Source organism: Maribacter sp. UBA3344 (genome assembly GCF_002362375.1).
In the GTDB taxonomy this organism is placed as follows: domain Bacteria; phylum Bacteroidota; class Bacteroidia; order Flavobacteriales; family Flavobacteriaceae; genus Maribacter; species Maribacter dokdonensis.
Map to the genome: position 1 here is coordinate 47,348 of NZ_DERI01000021.1, position 18,477 is coordinate 65,824.

The window sequence follows — 18,477 nt, forward strand, 5'->3', positions numbered from 1 at the left end:
TTTCTAGGAATACTTAATTATTTAAATAGGAATAGTTGCCCTTCTTTTTAAAGATTGAATTTGTAAATGCCTAGTAAATTTTCATTTTGATAATAATCCTGTTCTAGAGATGCTAATAAAATCTTAAAATCAACATTTGCTCAACTAATTGTTTAATTTTAGAGAAGACTAACTTCAAACTATCAAAATGAAAAAGCACCTTACCAATGCTGGCATACTCTTGCTGGCATGTTTGCTATTGCCGTTATCGGTACTATCTCAAAGAAGAAACAAATTACAAAGTACTTTACCGACCTACCCAGAGGAATTATATTCTAGTTTAGATTATAGATTAATAGGTCCGTTTCGTGGTGGCCGTTCTGCAGCAGTAACTGGAGTACCCGGGGAACCCAATTTGTTTTACTTTGGCGCAGCTGGTGGCGGAGTATGGAAAACACTGGATGGCGGCCGTACTTGGGATAATATTTCCGATGGATATTTTGGTGGAAGCATTGGAGCCGTAGAAGTTGCAAAAAGCGATCCTAATGTCATTTATGTTGGTGGTGGTGAAAAAACCTTAAGAGGTAATGTATCTTCTGGTTACGGAGTGTGGAAAACCGAGGATGGTGGTAAAACTTGGGCTACGGCCGGATTGGAAAAAAGCAGGCACGTACCTCGTCTTCGCGTGCACCCTACAGATTATAATACAGTTTATGCTGCTGTGCTTGGTGATATTTATAAACCAACAAAAGACCGTGGTATATATAAAAGTACCGATGGTGGAAAAAATTGGAAACAGGTACTTTTTGTAAACGAACAGGCCGGTGCGGTAGATCTGACTTTTGATCCTAACAACCCAAGAATATTATATGCATCTACATGGCATGCACAACGTACGCCTTACAGTTTAATTAGTGGTGGCGATGGTTCTGCACTTTGGAAAAGTATGGATAGTGGTGAGACCTGGACAGAGATTTCCAAAAATGATGGTTTTCCTACCGATACTTTAGGTATTATAGGAGTAGCTGTTTCGCCAAAAAACTCGGAAAAAGTTTGGGCAATTGTTGAAAACAAAGATAAAGGTGGATTATATCGTTCAGAAAATGGAGGTGAAACATGGTCTCTTGTAAATGAAGAACGTAAAATTCGTCAGCGCGCATGGTATTACACTAGAGTGTATGCCGATACTCAAGATGAAGATGTTGTTTATGTGCTGAATGTAAACTACCATAAGTCTACCGATGGTGGTAAAACGTTCAATACCTTCAATGCTCCGCATGGGGATCACCATGATCTGTGGATTTCTCCTGAAAATTCTCAACGTATGATCATTGGTGATGATGGTGGTGCACAAATTTCCTATGATGGCGGAGAAACGTGGAGTACTTATTACAACCAGCCTACTGCTCAATTTTATAGGGTCACTACAGACAATTCTTTCCCGTATAGAATTTATGTGGCACAACAAGATAATTCAACCTTGCGGATAGAGCATAGAAGTGATGGTCGTACTATTGATGATAACAACTGGGAGGAAACTGCAGGAGGTGAGTCTGCATGGATTGCCGTAGACCCAACCAATGATGATATTGTCTACGGTGGTAGTTATGACGGATTTCTAACTCGTGTAAATCATGAAACGGGTTCTGTAAGAGGAGTCAATGTATGGCCGGACAATCCTATGGGAGCCGGAGCAGAAGCAATGAAGTACCGTTTTCAATGGAATTTCCCTATTCTGTTCAGTAGACATAATCCTAAGAAACTATATACCTTTTCCAATTATGTGCATGTAACGGAAAATGAAGGTCAAAGCTGGGAAGTTATAAGTGGTGACCTTACAAGAAATGACCCTACAAAATTAGGTTCAAGTGGCGGTCCTATTACTCAAGATAATACCAGTGTTGAATATTACTGTACCATTTTTACGGCAAACGAGAGTCCTTTAAAAGAAGGTTTGCTTTGGGTAGGTAGTGATGATGGATTAATACACGTTTCAAAAGATGCCGGTGCAACGTGGGAAAATGTTACTCCGCCGAATATGCCAGAGTGGAATATGATCAATAGTATTGAACCTTCTAATTTTGATGAGGGTACCTGCTATGTTGCGGCAACGAGATATAAGCTGGGCGATTTTCAACCCTACCTTTATAAAACAACGGACTATGGTAAAACATGGTCAAAAATAACGAACGGTATACCTGCTGAACATTTCACAAGGGTGCTTCGTGAAGATCCTAAAAAGAAAGGTTTGTTATATGCCGGTACAGAAACCGGTATGTATGTTTCGTTCAACGACGGGGCAAGCTGGTCTTCTTTTCAAATGAATTTGCCAATTGTGCCAATTACGGATTTAACGATCAAAGATGATAACTTAATAGTGGCTACACAAGGTAGAAGTCTATGGATTATTGATGACCTAACTGTTTTACATCAGTTAGATGAATCTAAGAAAAGTGCAAGTACTGTATTGTTTAAGCCAAAGGATTCTTACCGAACTAAGGGTATGGCAGCTAATAAGCCCTCCAAAACATCAGGACAGAATTTGGAGAACGGTGTAATTACTCATTTTTTACTTAAGAATTATTCAGAGAAAGATACGGTTCAGTTGACCTATACTAGTATGGCAGGTGATACCTTGGCGCTATATAAAAATCATTTGAAGAAAGATGGGTCGCTGAGCGGAGTCGAAGCGAAAAAATTTGAAGTTAAAAAAGGCGGGAACACTTTTGTTTGGGATACGCGAGGTAAAGGAGCCAGCAAATTGGAAGGTATGATTTTCTGGTGGGCTAGTTTAGACGGGGCAAAAGCAGTGCCTGGTGATTATAAAGTTCATTTGAACGTAAATGGTACCAATAGCAGCGAAACGTTTACCATTTTGCCAGACCCAAGAGCGGAAAGTTCAGTGGAAGAAATGCAGCAGCAATTCGATTTTATTACCGATATCAATACTACCATTGAAAATGCGCATCAATCTATAAAGAAGATTAGAAATGTTACTAAGCAACTGAATTCATTTACGGAGCAGTATAAAGATGACGCTAGAACCAAGGATTTGATCGAAAAGGCAAAAGTGATGAAAGAGAAACTTGGTGAGGTAGAGAAGGCACTGTATCAGACTAAAAATAGAAGTAGACAAGATCCTTTAAATTTTCCTATTAAGTTGACCAATAAATTGGGTCATTTAAACAGCTTGGTTTCTATAGGCGACTTTCCACCAACTGAACAAGACATTGCCGTAAAGAATGAACTAACAGCTAAGATCAATAAAGAACTTCAAGTTTTTAATGAAGTAATATCATCTGAACTCAAAGAATTTAACAAAGGCTTCAATGAATTGAACTTGAACTATTTGTTTATTGAAGAGGGAAAGTAAAAATCCATCAACATAAACCTCTCTATTTTTTAGGGAGGTTTTTTACTTTTCAAATAAAATCTAGCAGCCACACATGAAAAAACAATTACTCTACTTTGTAACGATACTCGCAACGACCTTAACATTTGCACAAACTGCCAATGATTACTTTAAACCTTTAAAATTTAGAAATATTGGTCCGTTCAGGGGTGGGCGATCGGTAACTGCTACGGGCGTTATTGGTGACCCCATGACGTATTATATGGGTACGACAGGTGGCGGAGTTTGGAAAACCGAATCTGCAGGGCAACGGTGGGAAAATATTTCTGACGGATATTTTGAAATGGGTTCCGTTGGTGCTGTTTCGGTATCGGCATCTAACCCTAATATTGTATATGTTGGTATGGGTGAACATGCGCCACGTGGGGTGATGACATCTTACGGAGACGGTGTATTTAAATCTACGGATGCCGGAAAAACATGGAAGAAAATGGGACTTGAAAAAACCCAGCATATATCGCGAATTATCATTCATCCTACAAATCCAGATATTGTTTATGTTGCCGCACAAGGAGCCCTTTTTGAAGGCAATGCTGAACGTGGAATCTATAAATCTACAGATGGAGGAAAAACGTGGAAAAATACGTTGTTCGTAAACAACTTAACCGGTGCTTCTGAACTGTCTATGGATGCCAATTATCCAGAAATTATGTATGCTGCCATGTGGGAACATCAACGTATGCCCAATATGGTGGTAAGTGGCGGACCCGGTAGTGGACTTTATAAATCTACCGATGCAGGTGAAACATGGCAAAAAATACATAAAGGATTACCTGAGGAAAAAGGGAAAATGGCTATTGCCGTTAGTCCGTCTAATTCCGAAAAGGTATATGCATTAATTGAAAGTGATTCAAATGCGGATAAAGGTGGTCTGTTCGTTTCAAATGATGCCGGGGAATCTTGGAGTATGGTCAGTGGCGATAATCGTTTGGTGCAGCGTGCATGGTATTACATAGAGGTATTTGTTGATCCAAATGATGAAGATACCGTTTATGTATTGAGTGCTCCTGCTTTACGATCTGAAGATGGTGGAAAAACCTGGGAGGATCTAGATATTGCACATGGCGATACACACGATTTGTGGATCAACCCTAATAACTCTAAAAATATGATATTGGCAGATGACGGTGGCGCATCTGTTTCCTTTGATTATGCTAAAACGTGGTCTACACAGAACAATATGCCAACAGCACAGTTTTATAGAATTAGTGTAGATAATCTATTTCCGTATAATATTTATGGTGGTCAACAGGATAACACCTCTGTAAAAATTGCAAGTTTGTCTACAGGTAGCGGTAGTATTACTACAAGGGATTGGACCGATTCTGCCGGTGGTGAAAGTGCCTTTTTGGCATTTGACCTAGATAACCCAAGGTATGTTATGGGCGGTCAATATTTAGGTACTGTTGAGGTAATGGATATGGTGTCAAAATCGGCTACCCAAATAATGCAAGCGCCTATTCAGTATTTAGGTCGCGAGGCTAGGGATATGAAATACTTGTTCAATTGGAACGCCCCAATTATAGCTTCCGTACATGAACCTGGTACTTTTTATCATGGTGCCCAATATGTTTTTAAAACTATGGATATGGGTAAAACCTGGGATATTATTTCACCAGACCTTACACGTGATATCGATGCAAAACAAGGAAATGGTGGAGGTCCGTACACCAATGAAGCTGTTGGTGCGGAAAATTATGGTACGTTGGCATATATCTTGGAATCCCCACACGAAAAAGGATATATCTGGACCGGAAGTGATGACGGATTGGTGCATTTGACCAAAAACAGTGGTGAAACTTGGGAGAACGTTACCCCTAAAGGTTTAAAGGAATGTTTGATCAATGCCATTGAAGTTTCTCCGCATGATCCTGCTACGGCTTATATTGCTACGACAAGGTATAAGTTTAATGACTACACGCCTGGCTTCTATAAAACAACCGATTATGGCAAAACATGGACGGCAATAAACTCCGGGATTCCGTACGGCGCATTTACCCGCGTAGTTCGTGAAGATGAGTTTAAGAAAGACCTGTTATATGCAGGTACCGAAAAAGGAATATATGCATCATGGAACGGAGGTAAATCTTGGGAGCCTTTTCAATTGAATTTGCCAAAAACCCCTATTACCGATTTAAAAGTTCATCAGGGAGATTTAGTAGTAGCTACTTCTGGACGCTCGTTTTGGGTTTTGGATGATATCATTGCCTTAGGTCAATATCAGACATCTAAAAAAGGACTTCAGATGCTAAAGCCAAAAGAAGCCTATAACGGTTCTTGGGGCAGTCCTTTAAATGGTAATTCTTCAAAGTTTACGGGCAGTGATCCTTTTGAAGGTGTCAACCCTGCAAATGGTGTGGTATTGTATTATGAGCTTCCAAAATTAAAAGATAGTACGGCTATAACTTTAGAGATTACAGATGTTAAAGGAAAAGTAATCAGAACTATAAGTTCCGAAAAAGATCCTTATTACAAGCCTCATAATGGTGGTGGCGCTCCACCGGCACCGGTTTTAAGTAAAAATGAAGGTTTAAACCGTTTTGTTTGGGATATGAAACATCCTATCATGCCAGGTATACCAGATGTCTATATTGAAGCTGGGTTTTCAGGTCATAAGGTTTCTCCTGGTAACTACACGTTTACGTTAAACGTTGATGGTCAAAAAGTGACTACTACGGGTGTTATAAAAGAATTGCCTACCTATGAAACAAAACCTGGACAGTACGAAGAGTTCGATGTATTTATGACCGCTGCCGAAGCAGAATTGACCGTAATGCACAATATGGTCAATCAATTATATGCTGCTCAAAAGGAGTTGACCGCAATTTTAAAGAAAGTAACGGATCCAACGGTGAAAACTGCCGGTGAAAAACTACTGACCGATATGAAGGCCTGGGATGCTGAAATGGTGCAACGTAAATCCCAAGCTTATGATGATGTGGAGAACTTCCCAAATAAATTTACGGCTGAATACCTGTTCATGATCAACCAGACCAATAGCAGTATCCCCAGGTTGAATAAGTCTAGTATAGACAGAAAGACTGAGTTAGATGCGCAATGGATGGGTCTAAAAGCTAGGGGAACTCAATTAAAGAATACGGCAATACCTGCTTATAATAAAACCCTGTGGGATGCAGGAATTGGGGCAATAAGATTATAAAATACATTCAATCGACTTTTACTAACTTTGAACTTCTATAAGACCAAAAAAGAGAAAAGTGATTTATGTTTTGCATTTGAACTTGTTTCTTGCTCTTGAAATTGCCTCTTATACTTGAGTTTGTTTTTATAATCCTATGTCAGAATATTACAATTACATAAAGTCCTTGCATCTCATCTTTGTAATTACATGGTTTGCAGGGCTTTTTTATATACCTAGGTTATTCATTTACCACATTGAGGCGAATGCTAAACCATCACCTGAAAAAGAGATTCTTTCCAAACAGTTGAAGTTGATGACCAAACGCTTATGGTATATTATTACATGGCCATCGGCGGTATTGGCAGTGTTCTTTGCTATTTGGTTGCTTGTCATTTATCCAGGATGGTTATCACAACCTTGGATGCATGTTAAACTAGGCTTCGTGGTCCTATTGATTTTATATCACTTAAAAAACCATCAAATTTTCAAGAAGTTTCAACGCGATGATATTCAGTATACTTCTAAATTCATGCGAATATGGAATGAAGGTGCTACGTTGATTTTGTTCGCCATTGTATTCTTGGTGATTTTAAAGAGTTCTTTTAATTGGATTTTCGGAGTAATAGGTATTATCGTTTTAGGTATCCTTTTAATGTTAGGTATACGACTGTACAAAAGAATTAGAAGTAAGAATCCTGAAGCTTAGTGGACGACATCTAGAAGAATTGGTAAGGATATACAGCTAATTCTGAAAATAACAAGTTGGTTATACGCTAATTTTTTTATTTCGTATCCAAGAGTTCCTGTTAAATTCGACTAATCCTTATTGGTGTGCTCTATTCACTGAAAACTTACTACCTTTCACTGAAAGTCTACATTATACGGAAAACTATTATTCATCTTTGTGGTTAAATGGAAACCATGAAAAAAACAAATTTAATTTTGACGGGACTACCCATGTTATTTCTTGTAACACTATTATTGACAAGTTGTTCAGATAAAGACTCTACAACAAGTGATACCACGTATGAAACAACAGATGATGACATTGCCGAAGATGGCGATAGCTTTACCTTGGAATGCTCCACATCTGATGCGGAACAGTCAGCTAATACTGAAATAGAGACCATGCGACAAGCGGTGGTAGATTTTAGAAACTCTCTTACTAATACACTATTGGAAGAGGTCTCTGTATGCTTAGATGATGAGCGTTTTTATCTTTGGCACAATACTCCTGCAAATAATGATAACAGAGACGGTATTACATATGGCGATTTATCAGACGATCAATTAGTTGCATTTAAAGATATTCTACAATTGTTTTTAAGTGCAGGAGGGTATCAAAAAGTGTATGAGATCACGGAGCTTTCAGAAGGCTGGTTACATGATGTTCAAAGTACCGTTTGGGATCCGGATTTTTATTCTATAGATATGTTCGGTGATCCTGAAACAAGTGGTTCATGGGGTTTTCAGTTAGATGGGCACCATTGTGCTATAAACTTTTTAGTGCATGGTGATAATGTCTCAATAATACCGGCATTTTTAGGAGGCGAACCCGCGGCAGATACATGGAATGGTATAGAATTTGATATTTTTTCCGATGAAAGGGATTTAGCTCTCAACCTTTATAATAGCCTAGATACTTCAGAACTTGCATCTGCATCTTCAACATCTTCTTCACATTCGTTAGAGGTGGGTCCTGCAGATATGAATGGTGATCCTGATCCGTATATAGGAACTTATGATTATTCTGGTTTTGCTACAGGATTAAAATATTCAGATATGTCTGCAACGGCACAGGCAAATCTTATCTTGGTGATGCAAGAATACGTATATAATTTAACAGATAATTTTGCCGATGTCTGGTGGACAGATATTATAGAAAATATTGACGACACATATTTTGTTTGGATAAATGATTCTGGTACTTCACCAACTGCAACTTCTCAGTTCTACTATCGAATCTACAATCCCTATTTATGGGCTGAGTTTAATACGGAAGGTTCTACAGGAGCTAATGCCAATACCATTGCGGATTATAATCACGTACATACCATTACTCGTATACCCAATAACCCATCTACGGATAATGGAGGTGATTATGGGATTTTTGCTTATTTGATCAACCAAGATGGACCAAAAACACTTTTAGAGCATTACGCATTGGCAGACCATCATAAATCAAGTAAATTTAAATTTGATTATCAACTAGCTGCCAAAGCAAAAGTAACAACTCATACCCATGATGGACATACACATTCGCATGAAGGCTAAAAAATAACATTTTCATTTTTGATAAAATCGCGGAGAAGTTTGCAAATATTTAATTTTGCTCTTTTCCGCTTTTTGTTTGAAGGTGACGTTAAATAATGATTTGAAATATTTATAATGATAAAAATTGATGATATGAGAAATTTAATGGTAGTAGGGTTTGTGATTCTCTTTGTACAGTTCTCTAAAGCACAAGCAGACAACTTAAAATGGCTAGATATTGAACTATCTAATTATGAATATCCTTATGAAGTTTCGGTTTTAAACTTAAAGGTTCAAGGTCAAGATTTACAAATGTCCTATATGGATGTAAAACCTAGTCAGTATAACGGAAAAAACATTGTCCTTTTACATGGCAAGAATTTTAATGGAGCGTATTGGGAGACAACCATAAAGGCATTGACAAAAGAAGGGTACCGAGTTATAGTACCTGATCAAATAGGTTTTGGAAAGTCTACTAAACCTCTACATTTTCATTATACTTTTCAACAATTGGCACGTAATACAAAAGAGTTATTAGATACCTTAAACATAGATAAAACGGTAATTTTAGGACATTCTATGGGTGGTATGCTAGCAACTAGATTTGCATTAATGTACCCGGAAACAACAGAGAAATTAGTTTTGGAAAACCCTATAGGACTTGAAGATTGGAAATTAAAAGTACCTTATAAACCAGTTGACTGGTGGTATGCCAATGAGCTTAAAAAAAGCTATGAAGGCATTAAAAATTACCAATTGGTAAATTATTATGATAATAAGTGGAAAGAAGATTACGATCAATGGGTTAATTTATTAGCCGGGTGGACTTTAAATTCTGATTATAAAAGAATTGCGTGGAATGCCGCTCTTACTTATGACATGATTTTTACTCAACCTGTAGTGTATGAATTTGAAAAGATTAAAGTTCCTACGCTTTTGATAATTGGAACAAGAGATCGTACGGCACTTGGCAAACCATTGGTTTCTGAAGAAGTAAGAAAAACTATGGGTTTATATGATACGTTGGGAAAAACAACAAAACAGAAAATTAAAAACGCTCAATTAGTTGAAATCGAAAATATTGGTCACTTACCACATATTGAGAAGTTTGAAAGTTTTATTGATCCGTTGATCAAGTTCATGAAAGAATAACGGTTTACTTTTGTTCATTACCAATTGAAGGTAAATTAATACACGTGTTGATGATTAGTTTCTTCACCTTAAGAAGTAAGATTCTTTTTGGCTTGTTTTGCAGCAATTTTTGCTTTTGGTAGTATGAGCTTAAATGTGGTTCCTTTTCCTTTTCCTTTTGACTCTGCGGTAATGGAGCCCCCATGTGATATGGCTATTTTTTTGATCATATAAAGACCAAGACCCGTACCTTCTACATTTTGGTGAAAACGCTCAAAAGGAGTAAACAATTTTTTTAAATCAGTTTTGCTTAGACCTGAACCGTTGTCGTGCACTAGAAAACTATTGGTTTCATCATGCTCTTCATAATCCACGGTTATTTTAGGATTTGATTGATCTCCCATATATTTGACCGCGTTATCTAAAAAGTTACCAAAGACTTGAATAATTCTATTACGATCCCCATAAATGGGCGGTAAATCATTAGCTATAGTAAGGTTTATGTTTTTCTTGCCAAGTTTACTTTTAATAAGATCTCTTGATAAATTTAAAATTTCATTGGTTTTCAGTAACTCGTTCCTATTTTCTATTTTTCCTAACCTGGCAATTTCAGTAATATCGGAAATCAACTCGTTCATGTTATTGCAAGAAGTATCTATTAAGTTTAAATACTCTTCTACAAGTGGATGTTCTTCAATGGGCATCTCGGAAGGTATGAGACTTGCAAGCCCTTTAATATTGCTCAACGGACTCTTTAAATCATGGGATACTGCGAAAGTAAATCGCTGTATTTCTTGATTCATTGTTTCTAAATGGTCTGCAGCTTTTACAAGCTTATTTTTTTGGCATTGTAATTCATTAGTTCGCTCGGCTACTTTTAATTCTAACCTTCGTTGGTTTTTTTTGATGGTTCTTAATTTAATATAATGTGCAACATAGAATAACATTAGCAATAAGAAAACCATCAGTAGTTTAAACCACCAAGTTTGCCAATATGGAGGAGTTATTATAAGGGTTTTGCTTATTTCATTAGCTGTCCAAATACCATCTGAATTGGTAGATTTTATTTTTAATGTGTAATTACCAGGGTTTAGATTGGTATAGGTTGCGGTAGGTTTGTTACCTACATAATTCCATTCTTTTTCAAATCCTTCCAAATAGAAAGCATAATTGACACTTTCTGGATGTCTAAAAGTGAGTGCCTTAAAGTCAATATTAATAACAGATTGGTCATAACTAAAAATCAACGTATCTACTTGACTCACATTTTTTTTCAATACTCCAAACTCATCATTGGGCAGAACAGGTTTATTAAAAATCTTTAATCCTGATACAAAAAGAGTAAGGGTATCTTTTCGCTTTTCAACATCTTTGGCTGTGAAAATGTTAAATCCGTTTATGCCACCAAATACATATTCCCCCTTACTTGTGGTTAACGTAGAACTAGCAATAAATTCTTTGGCTTGTAGACCTTCATCAACATCATAATTTAAAAAATTGCCGGAGCAAGTGTCATATCTCGTAACTCCGTTTTCTGTACTTAACCATAAGTGGTTATACGTGTCATCAATAATACCCTTAATAGCATCGTTTCTAAGACCATCTACTTCAGTTATTGGTTTAAACGAGTCGCTTTCAGAATTATATTTGTTCAAGCCACCTTGGGTACCTACCCATATAGTGCCTTCGCTATCTTGAATAATGGTATTGACAAAATTATTACTCAAAGAATTGCTTGTACTATAATGTTTGCTTATCCAGTGATTTTCGTCTTTGGTTAATTTAAACAGTCCAGAATTTAAAGTTCCAATCCATATATGACCTTGCTTGTCTTCAAAGATTTTATAAATTGATTTTACTTCAGCACCATCTATATCCGATATTAGTTTAATGTTTTCATGAGTGTTGGTTTCAGCGTCAAATACCTGAACTCCCGCAAAATAGTTTATGATCCAAATGCGCCCTCTTTTATCTTTTAAAAAATCGACTATAATGTTCGAGTTTAAAAACGAGTTTTCCGTATTGAGTTCCTTGAATTTCTTGGTTTTGGTATTGAATATGGTAATTCCATTGGTCCAAGTGCCAAGCCATATTTCATCCTCTTTATTTTGTAATATGGATAGCACAACATCAGAATTCAAGGTTTTGTTCTTTAATGAATAATGTTCAAAGGAATCGGTGGTCCTTTTCCAATAGTTGAGTCCTCCACCATCTGTACCGATCCATAGATTGCCTTTAGGGTCTTCAATAAAACAATTGACCAATTTGTTGCTTAACGATTTGGAGTTAAACGGATCTGTATTGATATGTTTGAACTTAAAATACTCAGGATCATAAAAATTAAGACCACTTTTATAGGGTGCTACCCACATAACGCCATTTCGGGTGCATAATAGCGACCAAATTGAATTTCCGGAAATTGAGCTGGGTTTAGAAACATTATACTCTAAATGTCTTTTAAACTCAAGCTCGTTAGAATATATATATAGCCCATTGTTTTCAGTGCCTATCCAAAAGTCGTTATTTAAATTTTTAGCTAGTGAACGAATGCCAAATCCAGGACTAACCGGTTTTTTTTCCTTTTCAATTTTAGATGTAAGACTAACTTTTAGGCGAATTAGTGAACCATTATTTGTTCCAAGTAATAACGTATTGTCGTCTAGGACAATGGTAGAAATTATGTTCTCTATTTCTTGAACCTCGTTTAGAATTTCTAAATCGTTATTGGTGACAATGATATTGTATGAAGAAATAATGAGCACTCTATTATCATCCAATTGCGCAATTTTGATAATTCTGTTTATTCTTGGGTTCGCAATATCCAAGTTATTATTTACCGGCAAATGCTTGAGGTTTCCGGTATTTTCATCGTATTTATAAACACCAGAAGATTCTGTGCCTAGCCATAAACTTCCATTTATTCTTTTAACAGATTGAAAACTGTGGTCTTTAATTTGTAGACCTTCATTTTTAAAAGGAAAAGGAGCTACGATATTTAAACTGCGGTTGAATACGTTTAATCCTTGGTTGGTACCTATCAATAAATTTTCATCGTCTTCGTAAAGCTCAACTATATATTCATGACTAAGCCCTGTTTTGCCATCTGAGCTCTTTGTGAAAATTTCAAAATCTTTACCATCGTATTTGTTTAATCCGTTACGCGTACCTACCCAGATAAAACCATACTTGTCTTCTAATAGCACAGTAGAAGAACTTTGTGACATGCCGTCTTGAATATGATGAAATTTTAGGGGTTCTAAATTTTGGATATACGCATTCAAAGAGGATAGAACCAATAATATAAAGGCAAGATTTTTAGAAAAAGTATTGAAAATCATATAGGACCTTTATAGGTATACTAAGAGTTAACGTAATTAAATATAAGAAATTACTTTCAAAATTAACAAAATGTATTTTGTGTGTTCTTATTTGTTAATTTGAGTAGAGGCGATGTAGTTTTTGTTTAAATGACTTTGTATGCAATAAGATAGCTGCTCTTAAATAAATGCTTTTATCTTATGAAAGCAGGTTCAACAATGCAATTAGTGCATTTTGGTGCGATATTTGCTAACTTTAAACGAAATAATGAAAGCTTGTTAACAAGAGTATCTTTACGGTCGCGCATTTTCTTATCCATGATTTTTTTGGTGCTGATTGCATCGGTGTTGATTGCGGGTGTTACTGTGTATCAATATCGCGAACAATCAAAGGATTATCATGAAAATAGAATGGAGCGTAAAGAGGAACAAATACGTCAAAGTATAGACCTTGCCATTCAGAAAACAACGTATCCGGTTACCACGGAGAATCTAGATTTAATCTTTAAAAATGAAATCTATGAGATTGCCGTTGTTCAAAACATGAACTTTAATATCTATAGTTTGGAAGGCGAGCTAATTAAGAGTTCTAGACCTAAGTTTGCCAATGATTCTATTTCTATGTGCCTAGATGCTGAGGTACTTAATAAGCTAGAGATAAGTCCCAATAAGCGTTATGTCATGGAAAATGCCTTGGCGGGAGATAAGTATCAAGCTTCATTCACCTATATAGCGGATCAAAAGTTCAAACCAATTGGTATTTTAAACTTGCCCTACTTTGAAGATAACTCGTTTAACGATTATGAATTGAAAGAATTTTTGTTTCGTTTATCTGGGGTTTATCTGCTAATGCTACTAATGGCAATATCTTTTGCTTTTTTTATTTCGAAATATATAACCCGCTCACTGGAGACCATTTCAACCATGATGGGAAAAACCGAGCTAAGTAAACAGAACAAGAAAATTTACTTGGATAATCCGGGTGAAGAAATAGAAAAACTGATTTCTGCATATAATGGAATGATTGATGAATTGGGTCAAAGTGCGGTTAAATTGGCTCGTAGCGAACGTGAACAGGCATGGCGAGAAATGGCTAAGCAAGTGGCACATGAAATTAAGAACCCACTTACGCCTATGCGACTGAGCGTGCAGAGTTTTGAACGAAAGTTTGATCCCAATGATCCAGACATACATCAAAAAGTAAAAGAATACTCCAATACTTTAATTCAGCAAATAGATACCATGAGCAGTATAGCATCTGCATTCTCAAATTTTGCAGAAATGCCTGCACAGCAAAATGAGACATTGAATGTGGTTAAAATCGTGAAATTAGCTTTGGATATATTTAATGAAGACTATATTCATTTTATTGCGGATGAAGAGGAAATTATTGCGAAATTGGATCGTACCCAACTTATTAGAGTGGTTACTAATTTGGTGAAAAATGCTATACAGGCAGTGCCAGATGTAGAATCTCCAAGAGTATTGGTAACGGTAGCATCTGAGGGTAATATGGTAAAATTATCCGTGGCAGATAATGGTCATGGTATAGAGAAAGATAATGAAGACAAAATATTTGAACCAAAATTTACTACTAAAACCAGTGGTATGGGCCTAGGTCTTGGCATGGTTAAAAATATAGTGGAAACGTATAAAGGCACCATTAAGTTTACTTCGCAATTAGGTAAGGGTACGGTGTTCTGTGTAAAGTTCCCTAAAGAAAATGTATAATTCAACAACTTAATAACAATGGCATACGAAACAATATTAATTGAAAAAGAAGCAACAACGGCAATTGTAACTATTAATCGCCCTAAAAAATTGAATGCTTTAAATAAGGAGACTATTGGGGAGTTACATGATGCTTTCAAAGATTTGCAAAAAGATAAGGATGTCAAAGCCATAATTTTGACCGGTAGCGGTGAAAAAGCATTTGTAGCGGGTGCTGATATTTCTGAATTTGCAGATTTCGATGTTAAAGAAGGAAAAAAATTGGCGGCCAAAGGTCAAAAACAATTATTTGATTTTGTTGAAGGCTTATCTACACCTGTGATTGCTGCGGTCAACGGTTTTGCTCTAGGTGGCGGATTAGAGCTTGCAATGGCTTGCCATTTTAGAGTGGCCAGTGATAATGCCAAAATGGGACTGCCAGAGGTTTCTTTAGGATTAATACCTGGGTACGGTGGTACGCAACGTTTGCCTCAATTGGTGGGTAAAGGTAGGGCAATGGAAATGATCATGACCGCGGGCATGATCTCTGCCGATCAAGCTAAAGCTTACGGGCTTGTAAACCATATAACTACACAAGAAGAACTATTACCGCTATGCCATAAGATAATAGCAAAGATCATCAATAATTCCTCTGTAGCCATTGCTCATGCAATAAAAGCGGTAAATGCTGGTTTTAAGAATACTGTAAATGGTTATGAGCAGGAAATTGAGGCTTTTGGTGACTGTTTTGGAACAGATGATTTTACCGAAGGTACTACTGCATTTTTGGAAAAAAGAAAAGCTGAGTTTCCGGGTTCATGACATAAACCAAACTGGTTATGTTAAAACGTAGCGTATTCTTATTTTTGTTCATTACCAATGTATTGGCTTCTTTAGCACAAGAAGAATTGGTGACCTATACCATTGGGGAAAAATTTCATGACAAGTACAGATATTCCAATATGCTGGCAATTGCTGATGACGGCAATGAAGGTACCGTTGTGGTACGAGCATATTATACCGGTATAGTTTTAAAGCCCAAAGGTTATTTTATTGAACATTACAATAAAGATCTGGAATTGGTTTCTGAGTATAATTATAAGCTTAAGGGTGCTAATTTTATAGATGCATATGTTCGTAATGGACAGGTTTATCTATTATTTTTAGAGTATAATTATAATAACAGAAGCTACCAATACGAAGTACATAGGAGTCCTTTTTCCCAATTTCAATTTACGAAAGAGACCATTTTATCCATTGCTTCTGAACCTGTAGAGCAACCTTTAGATAGAAATTTCTATAACCGAAATTTTTCATCGGGTTTTACAACTTCCATTTTATTTAATGATGATAAATCGGCATTTGCAATAACTACGCATTATAAAAAGAGAAAAGTTGACCAGCATACCATCTATGCCTTTAATGCCAATTTGAATAAGCTTTTTGAGCATGATTTCTCTGATGAGGTAGAGGAAAAAAATTACGCTTTTGAAAACGTAGTTTTTTCAAAAGATATGCAAAATGTGTATTTGGTAGGTAAGGCATACTTTAAGAAGAAACGCTTTAACGCTACCGAACGTAAATTTCAGTATGAAATGGTAAGGGTTTCCAGCAGCGGAAGAAGTTTACAGTCTTTTTATACCCCAAGGAAATTTCCAGAGGCATTAAAACCTATATTTAAAGGAGGTGAATTACTGTGTATAGGATTTTATGCGGATAGAAAGGATAATAGGTATAACGGCATTTCCTATTTTAATTTAGACCCTATGTCGCTTACTTTAAAGACAGAAAAATTCAATGCCTTCTCTGAACAGTTTATGTTGGATAAATTTGGAAGGGAAGATGATAAAGCTATTAAAAACTTGGTGTTTAAAGGGATGGATATCACATCTGAAGGTAATATCCTGTTCAACGCAGAAGAATACTTTACCAGTAACAGCGTACAATCAAATTCAAGCGGTGGTAGGGTAATGGTTACTAGGTATCATCATAACGATATTATTAGTGCAAAACTTAGCGCCACTGGTGACTTGGTCTGGGCAAGAAATATAAACAAAACAGAAGTGACGCAAGGTGATGGTGCATATGCTTCTTACAGTGCCTACACTAAGAATAATAACACCTATTTCTTTATAAGCACATCAGCTGAAAATCCACAGCAATTGAGTGATGACCGTATTATGTTTAAGCAAGGGTTGAGCAGAAATAGAAATGTATTTTTAATTCGTTTGGATGAAAACGGACATATGAAGTATAATAAGGTTATTGATGATACTGAAGCACGTTTGCCATTAATGGTGTCTGCACCATATATTGATCGTCAAAAAGATGAATTAATGTTCTACGCCAAAAGGGGAACAAAAAAGCAACTGGTTCAAGTAGGTGTTAAATAAAATTGTAATTAGGATTTAATCCATAATTTTGGATTAAATCCTAATTAATGAAATCAGACTTTTCTATAAAAGGTAGAGGCGCCCAAAAGAATAGCTTTAATAAGTTTTCAGCATACAACTACGAAACTAGGGACGATTTTCTTGAATTTTGCCGTCTTGAAGGTGAAATTGCCGATAACAATAAGACCCAATACATACCAGTTTACCCAAAAACAATAGTGAATAAGGTAACTAGCCCAGATGTGGGTATGAGCTATTCTATGAACATGTACCAAGGTTGTGAGCATGGTTGTATTTACTGTTACGCCAGAAATGCACATGAATTTTGGGGTTATAGTGCAGGTTTGGATTTTGAACGTAAGATTTTGGTAAAGCATAATGCGCCAAAATTGTTAGAAGAGAAATTAAAAAGTAAAAGTTGGAAAGCATGTACCATTGTGCTTTCAGGAAATACAGATTGCTACCAACCTGCTGAACAAGAGTTTCAATTAACCCGTAAATGCTTAGAGATTTTCTTGAAATACAAGCATCCAGTGGGAATCATTACTAAAAATGCGTTGATTTTGCGCGATTTGGATATTCTAAGGAAATTAAACGAGCATGGTTTAATTGGTGTAAACATATCGGTTACCTCTTTATCTGAAGAAACCAGAAGGATATTAGAACCAAGGACTACCACCATTAAAAAGAGGTTAGAGGCTATTAAAGTTTTATCTGACAATGGCATTCCGGTAAATGCTATGTTGGCTCCGATCATACCTGGCATCAATAGTCATGAAATTTTAAATTTAGCTAAGACAGTTGCGCACCATGGGGCATTGTCAATGGCTTTTACCGTGGTTAGATTAAATGGAGCCATTGGTCATATTTTTACCGATTGGATTCGTAAAACACTTCCAAATAAAGCAGACAAGGTTTTGCACCAAATTGAGGAGTGTCATGGAGGAAGTTTAAATGATAGCAGATTTGGTATCCGAAGTAAAGGAGAAGGTAAAATTGCTACTCAAATTCATGATATGGTAAGTTTGGCAAAACGAACCTATTTTAAAAACAGCACTTTCCCAAAATTAAATACTGATTTGCACGCATCATATAAAGAGGGTCAATTGAAATTATTTTAAAATTTTTCTGCAATTGTTG

General features: G+C 36.3%; 10 protein-coding genes. 9 read left to right on the forward strand and 1 reads right to left on the reverse strand.

Annotation, left to right across the window (positions count from 1 at the left end):
- The first annotated feature begins 187 nt into the window (after positions 1 to 187).
- From B2Z27_RS13480 to B2Z27_RS13500, 5 genes are all read left to right on the forward strand, one after another.
- The gene (locus B2Z27_RS13480; protein WP_286814043.1) at positions 188 to 3,352 is read left to right on the forward strand and encodes a WD40/YVTN/BNR-like repeat-containing protein; all 3,165 of its coding nucleotides are present in this window, start codon (positions 188 to 190) and stop codon (positions 3,350 to 3,352) included.
- Positions 3,353 to 3,425: 73 nt separating this feature from the next.
- A complete protein-coding gene (locus B2Z27_RS13485) occupies positions 3,426 to 6,551 on the forward strand; it encodes a VPS10 domain-containing protein (protein WP_286814044.1) in 3,126 nt (1,041 codons plus the stop codon).
- A 136-nt stretch (positions 6,552 to 6,687) separates the two neighbouring features.
- A complete protein-coding gene (locus tag B2Z27_RS13490; RefSeq protein WP_215996762.1) occupies positions 6,688 to 7,239 on the forward strand; it encodes a CopD family protein in 552 nt (183 codons plus the stop codon).
- Positions 7,240 to 7,454: 215 nt separating this feature from the next.
- The gene (locus tag B2Z27_RS13495) at positions 7,455 to 8,807 is read left to right on the forward strand and encodes a DUF3500 domain-containing protein (protein ID WP_286814045.1); all 1,353 of its coding nucleotides are present in this window, start codon (positions 7,455 to 7,457) and stop codon (positions 8,805 to 8,807) included.
- Positions 8,808 to 8,939: 132 nt separating this feature from the next.
- Entirely contained in the window at positions 8,940 to 9,938 is a 999-nt protein-coding gene (locus tag B2Z27_RS13500) for an alpha/beta fold hydrolase (protein ID WP_286814046.1), read from the forward strand.
- A 68-nt stretch (positions 9,939 to 10,006) separates the two neighbouring features.
- On the opposite strand, the gene B2Z27_RS13505 is transcribed toward B2Z27_RS13500, so the two are convergent.
- A complete protein-coding gene (locus tag B2Z27_RS13505; protein ID WP_286814047.1) occupies positions 10,007 to 13,255 on the reverse strand; it encodes a sensor histidine kinase in 3,249 nt (1,082 codons plus the stop codon).
- A gap of 297 nt (positions 13,256 to 13,552) precedes the next feature.
- Between B2Z27_RS13505 and B2Z27_RS13510 the strand changes: the two genes are divergently transcribed.
- The 4 genes from B2Z27_RS13510 to B2Z27_RS13525 are packed head-to-tail and all read left to right on the forward strand — an operon-like array spanning position 13,553 to position 18,458.
- Positions 13,553 to 14,965 (forward strand): sensor histidine kinase, encoded by a 1,413-nt coding sequence (locus B2Z27_RS13510; RefSeq protein WP_058104423.1) that lies wholly within the window; start codon positions 13,553 to 13,555, stop codon positions 14,963 to 14,965.
- Positions 14,966 to 14,983: 18 nt separating this feature from the next.
- The gene (locus tag B2Z27_RS13515) at positions 14,984 to 15,766 is read left to right on the forward strand and encodes an enoyl-CoA hydratase/isomerase family protein (protein WP_286814048.1); all 783 of its coding nucleotides are present in this window, start codon (positions 14,984 to 14,986) and stop codon (positions 15,764 to 15,766) included.
- 17 nt (positions 15,767 to 15,783) lie between these two features.
- The gene (locus tag B2Z27_RS13520; protein ID WP_286814049.1) at positions 15,784 to 17,337 is read left to right on the forward strand and encodes a hypothetical protein; all 1,554 of its coding nucleotides are present in this window, start codon (positions 15,784 to 15,786) and stop codon (positions 17,335 to 17,337) included.
- Positions 17,338 to 17,384: 47 nt separating this feature from the next.
- Positions 17,385 to 18,458: a PA0069 family radical SAM protein gene (locus B2Z27_RS13525; protein WP_286814050.1), complete on the forward strand. Its 1,074-nt coding sequence runs from the start codon at positions 17,385 to 17,387 to the stop codon at positions 18,456 to 18,458.
- Positions 18,459 to 18,477 lie beyond the last annotated feature (19 nt).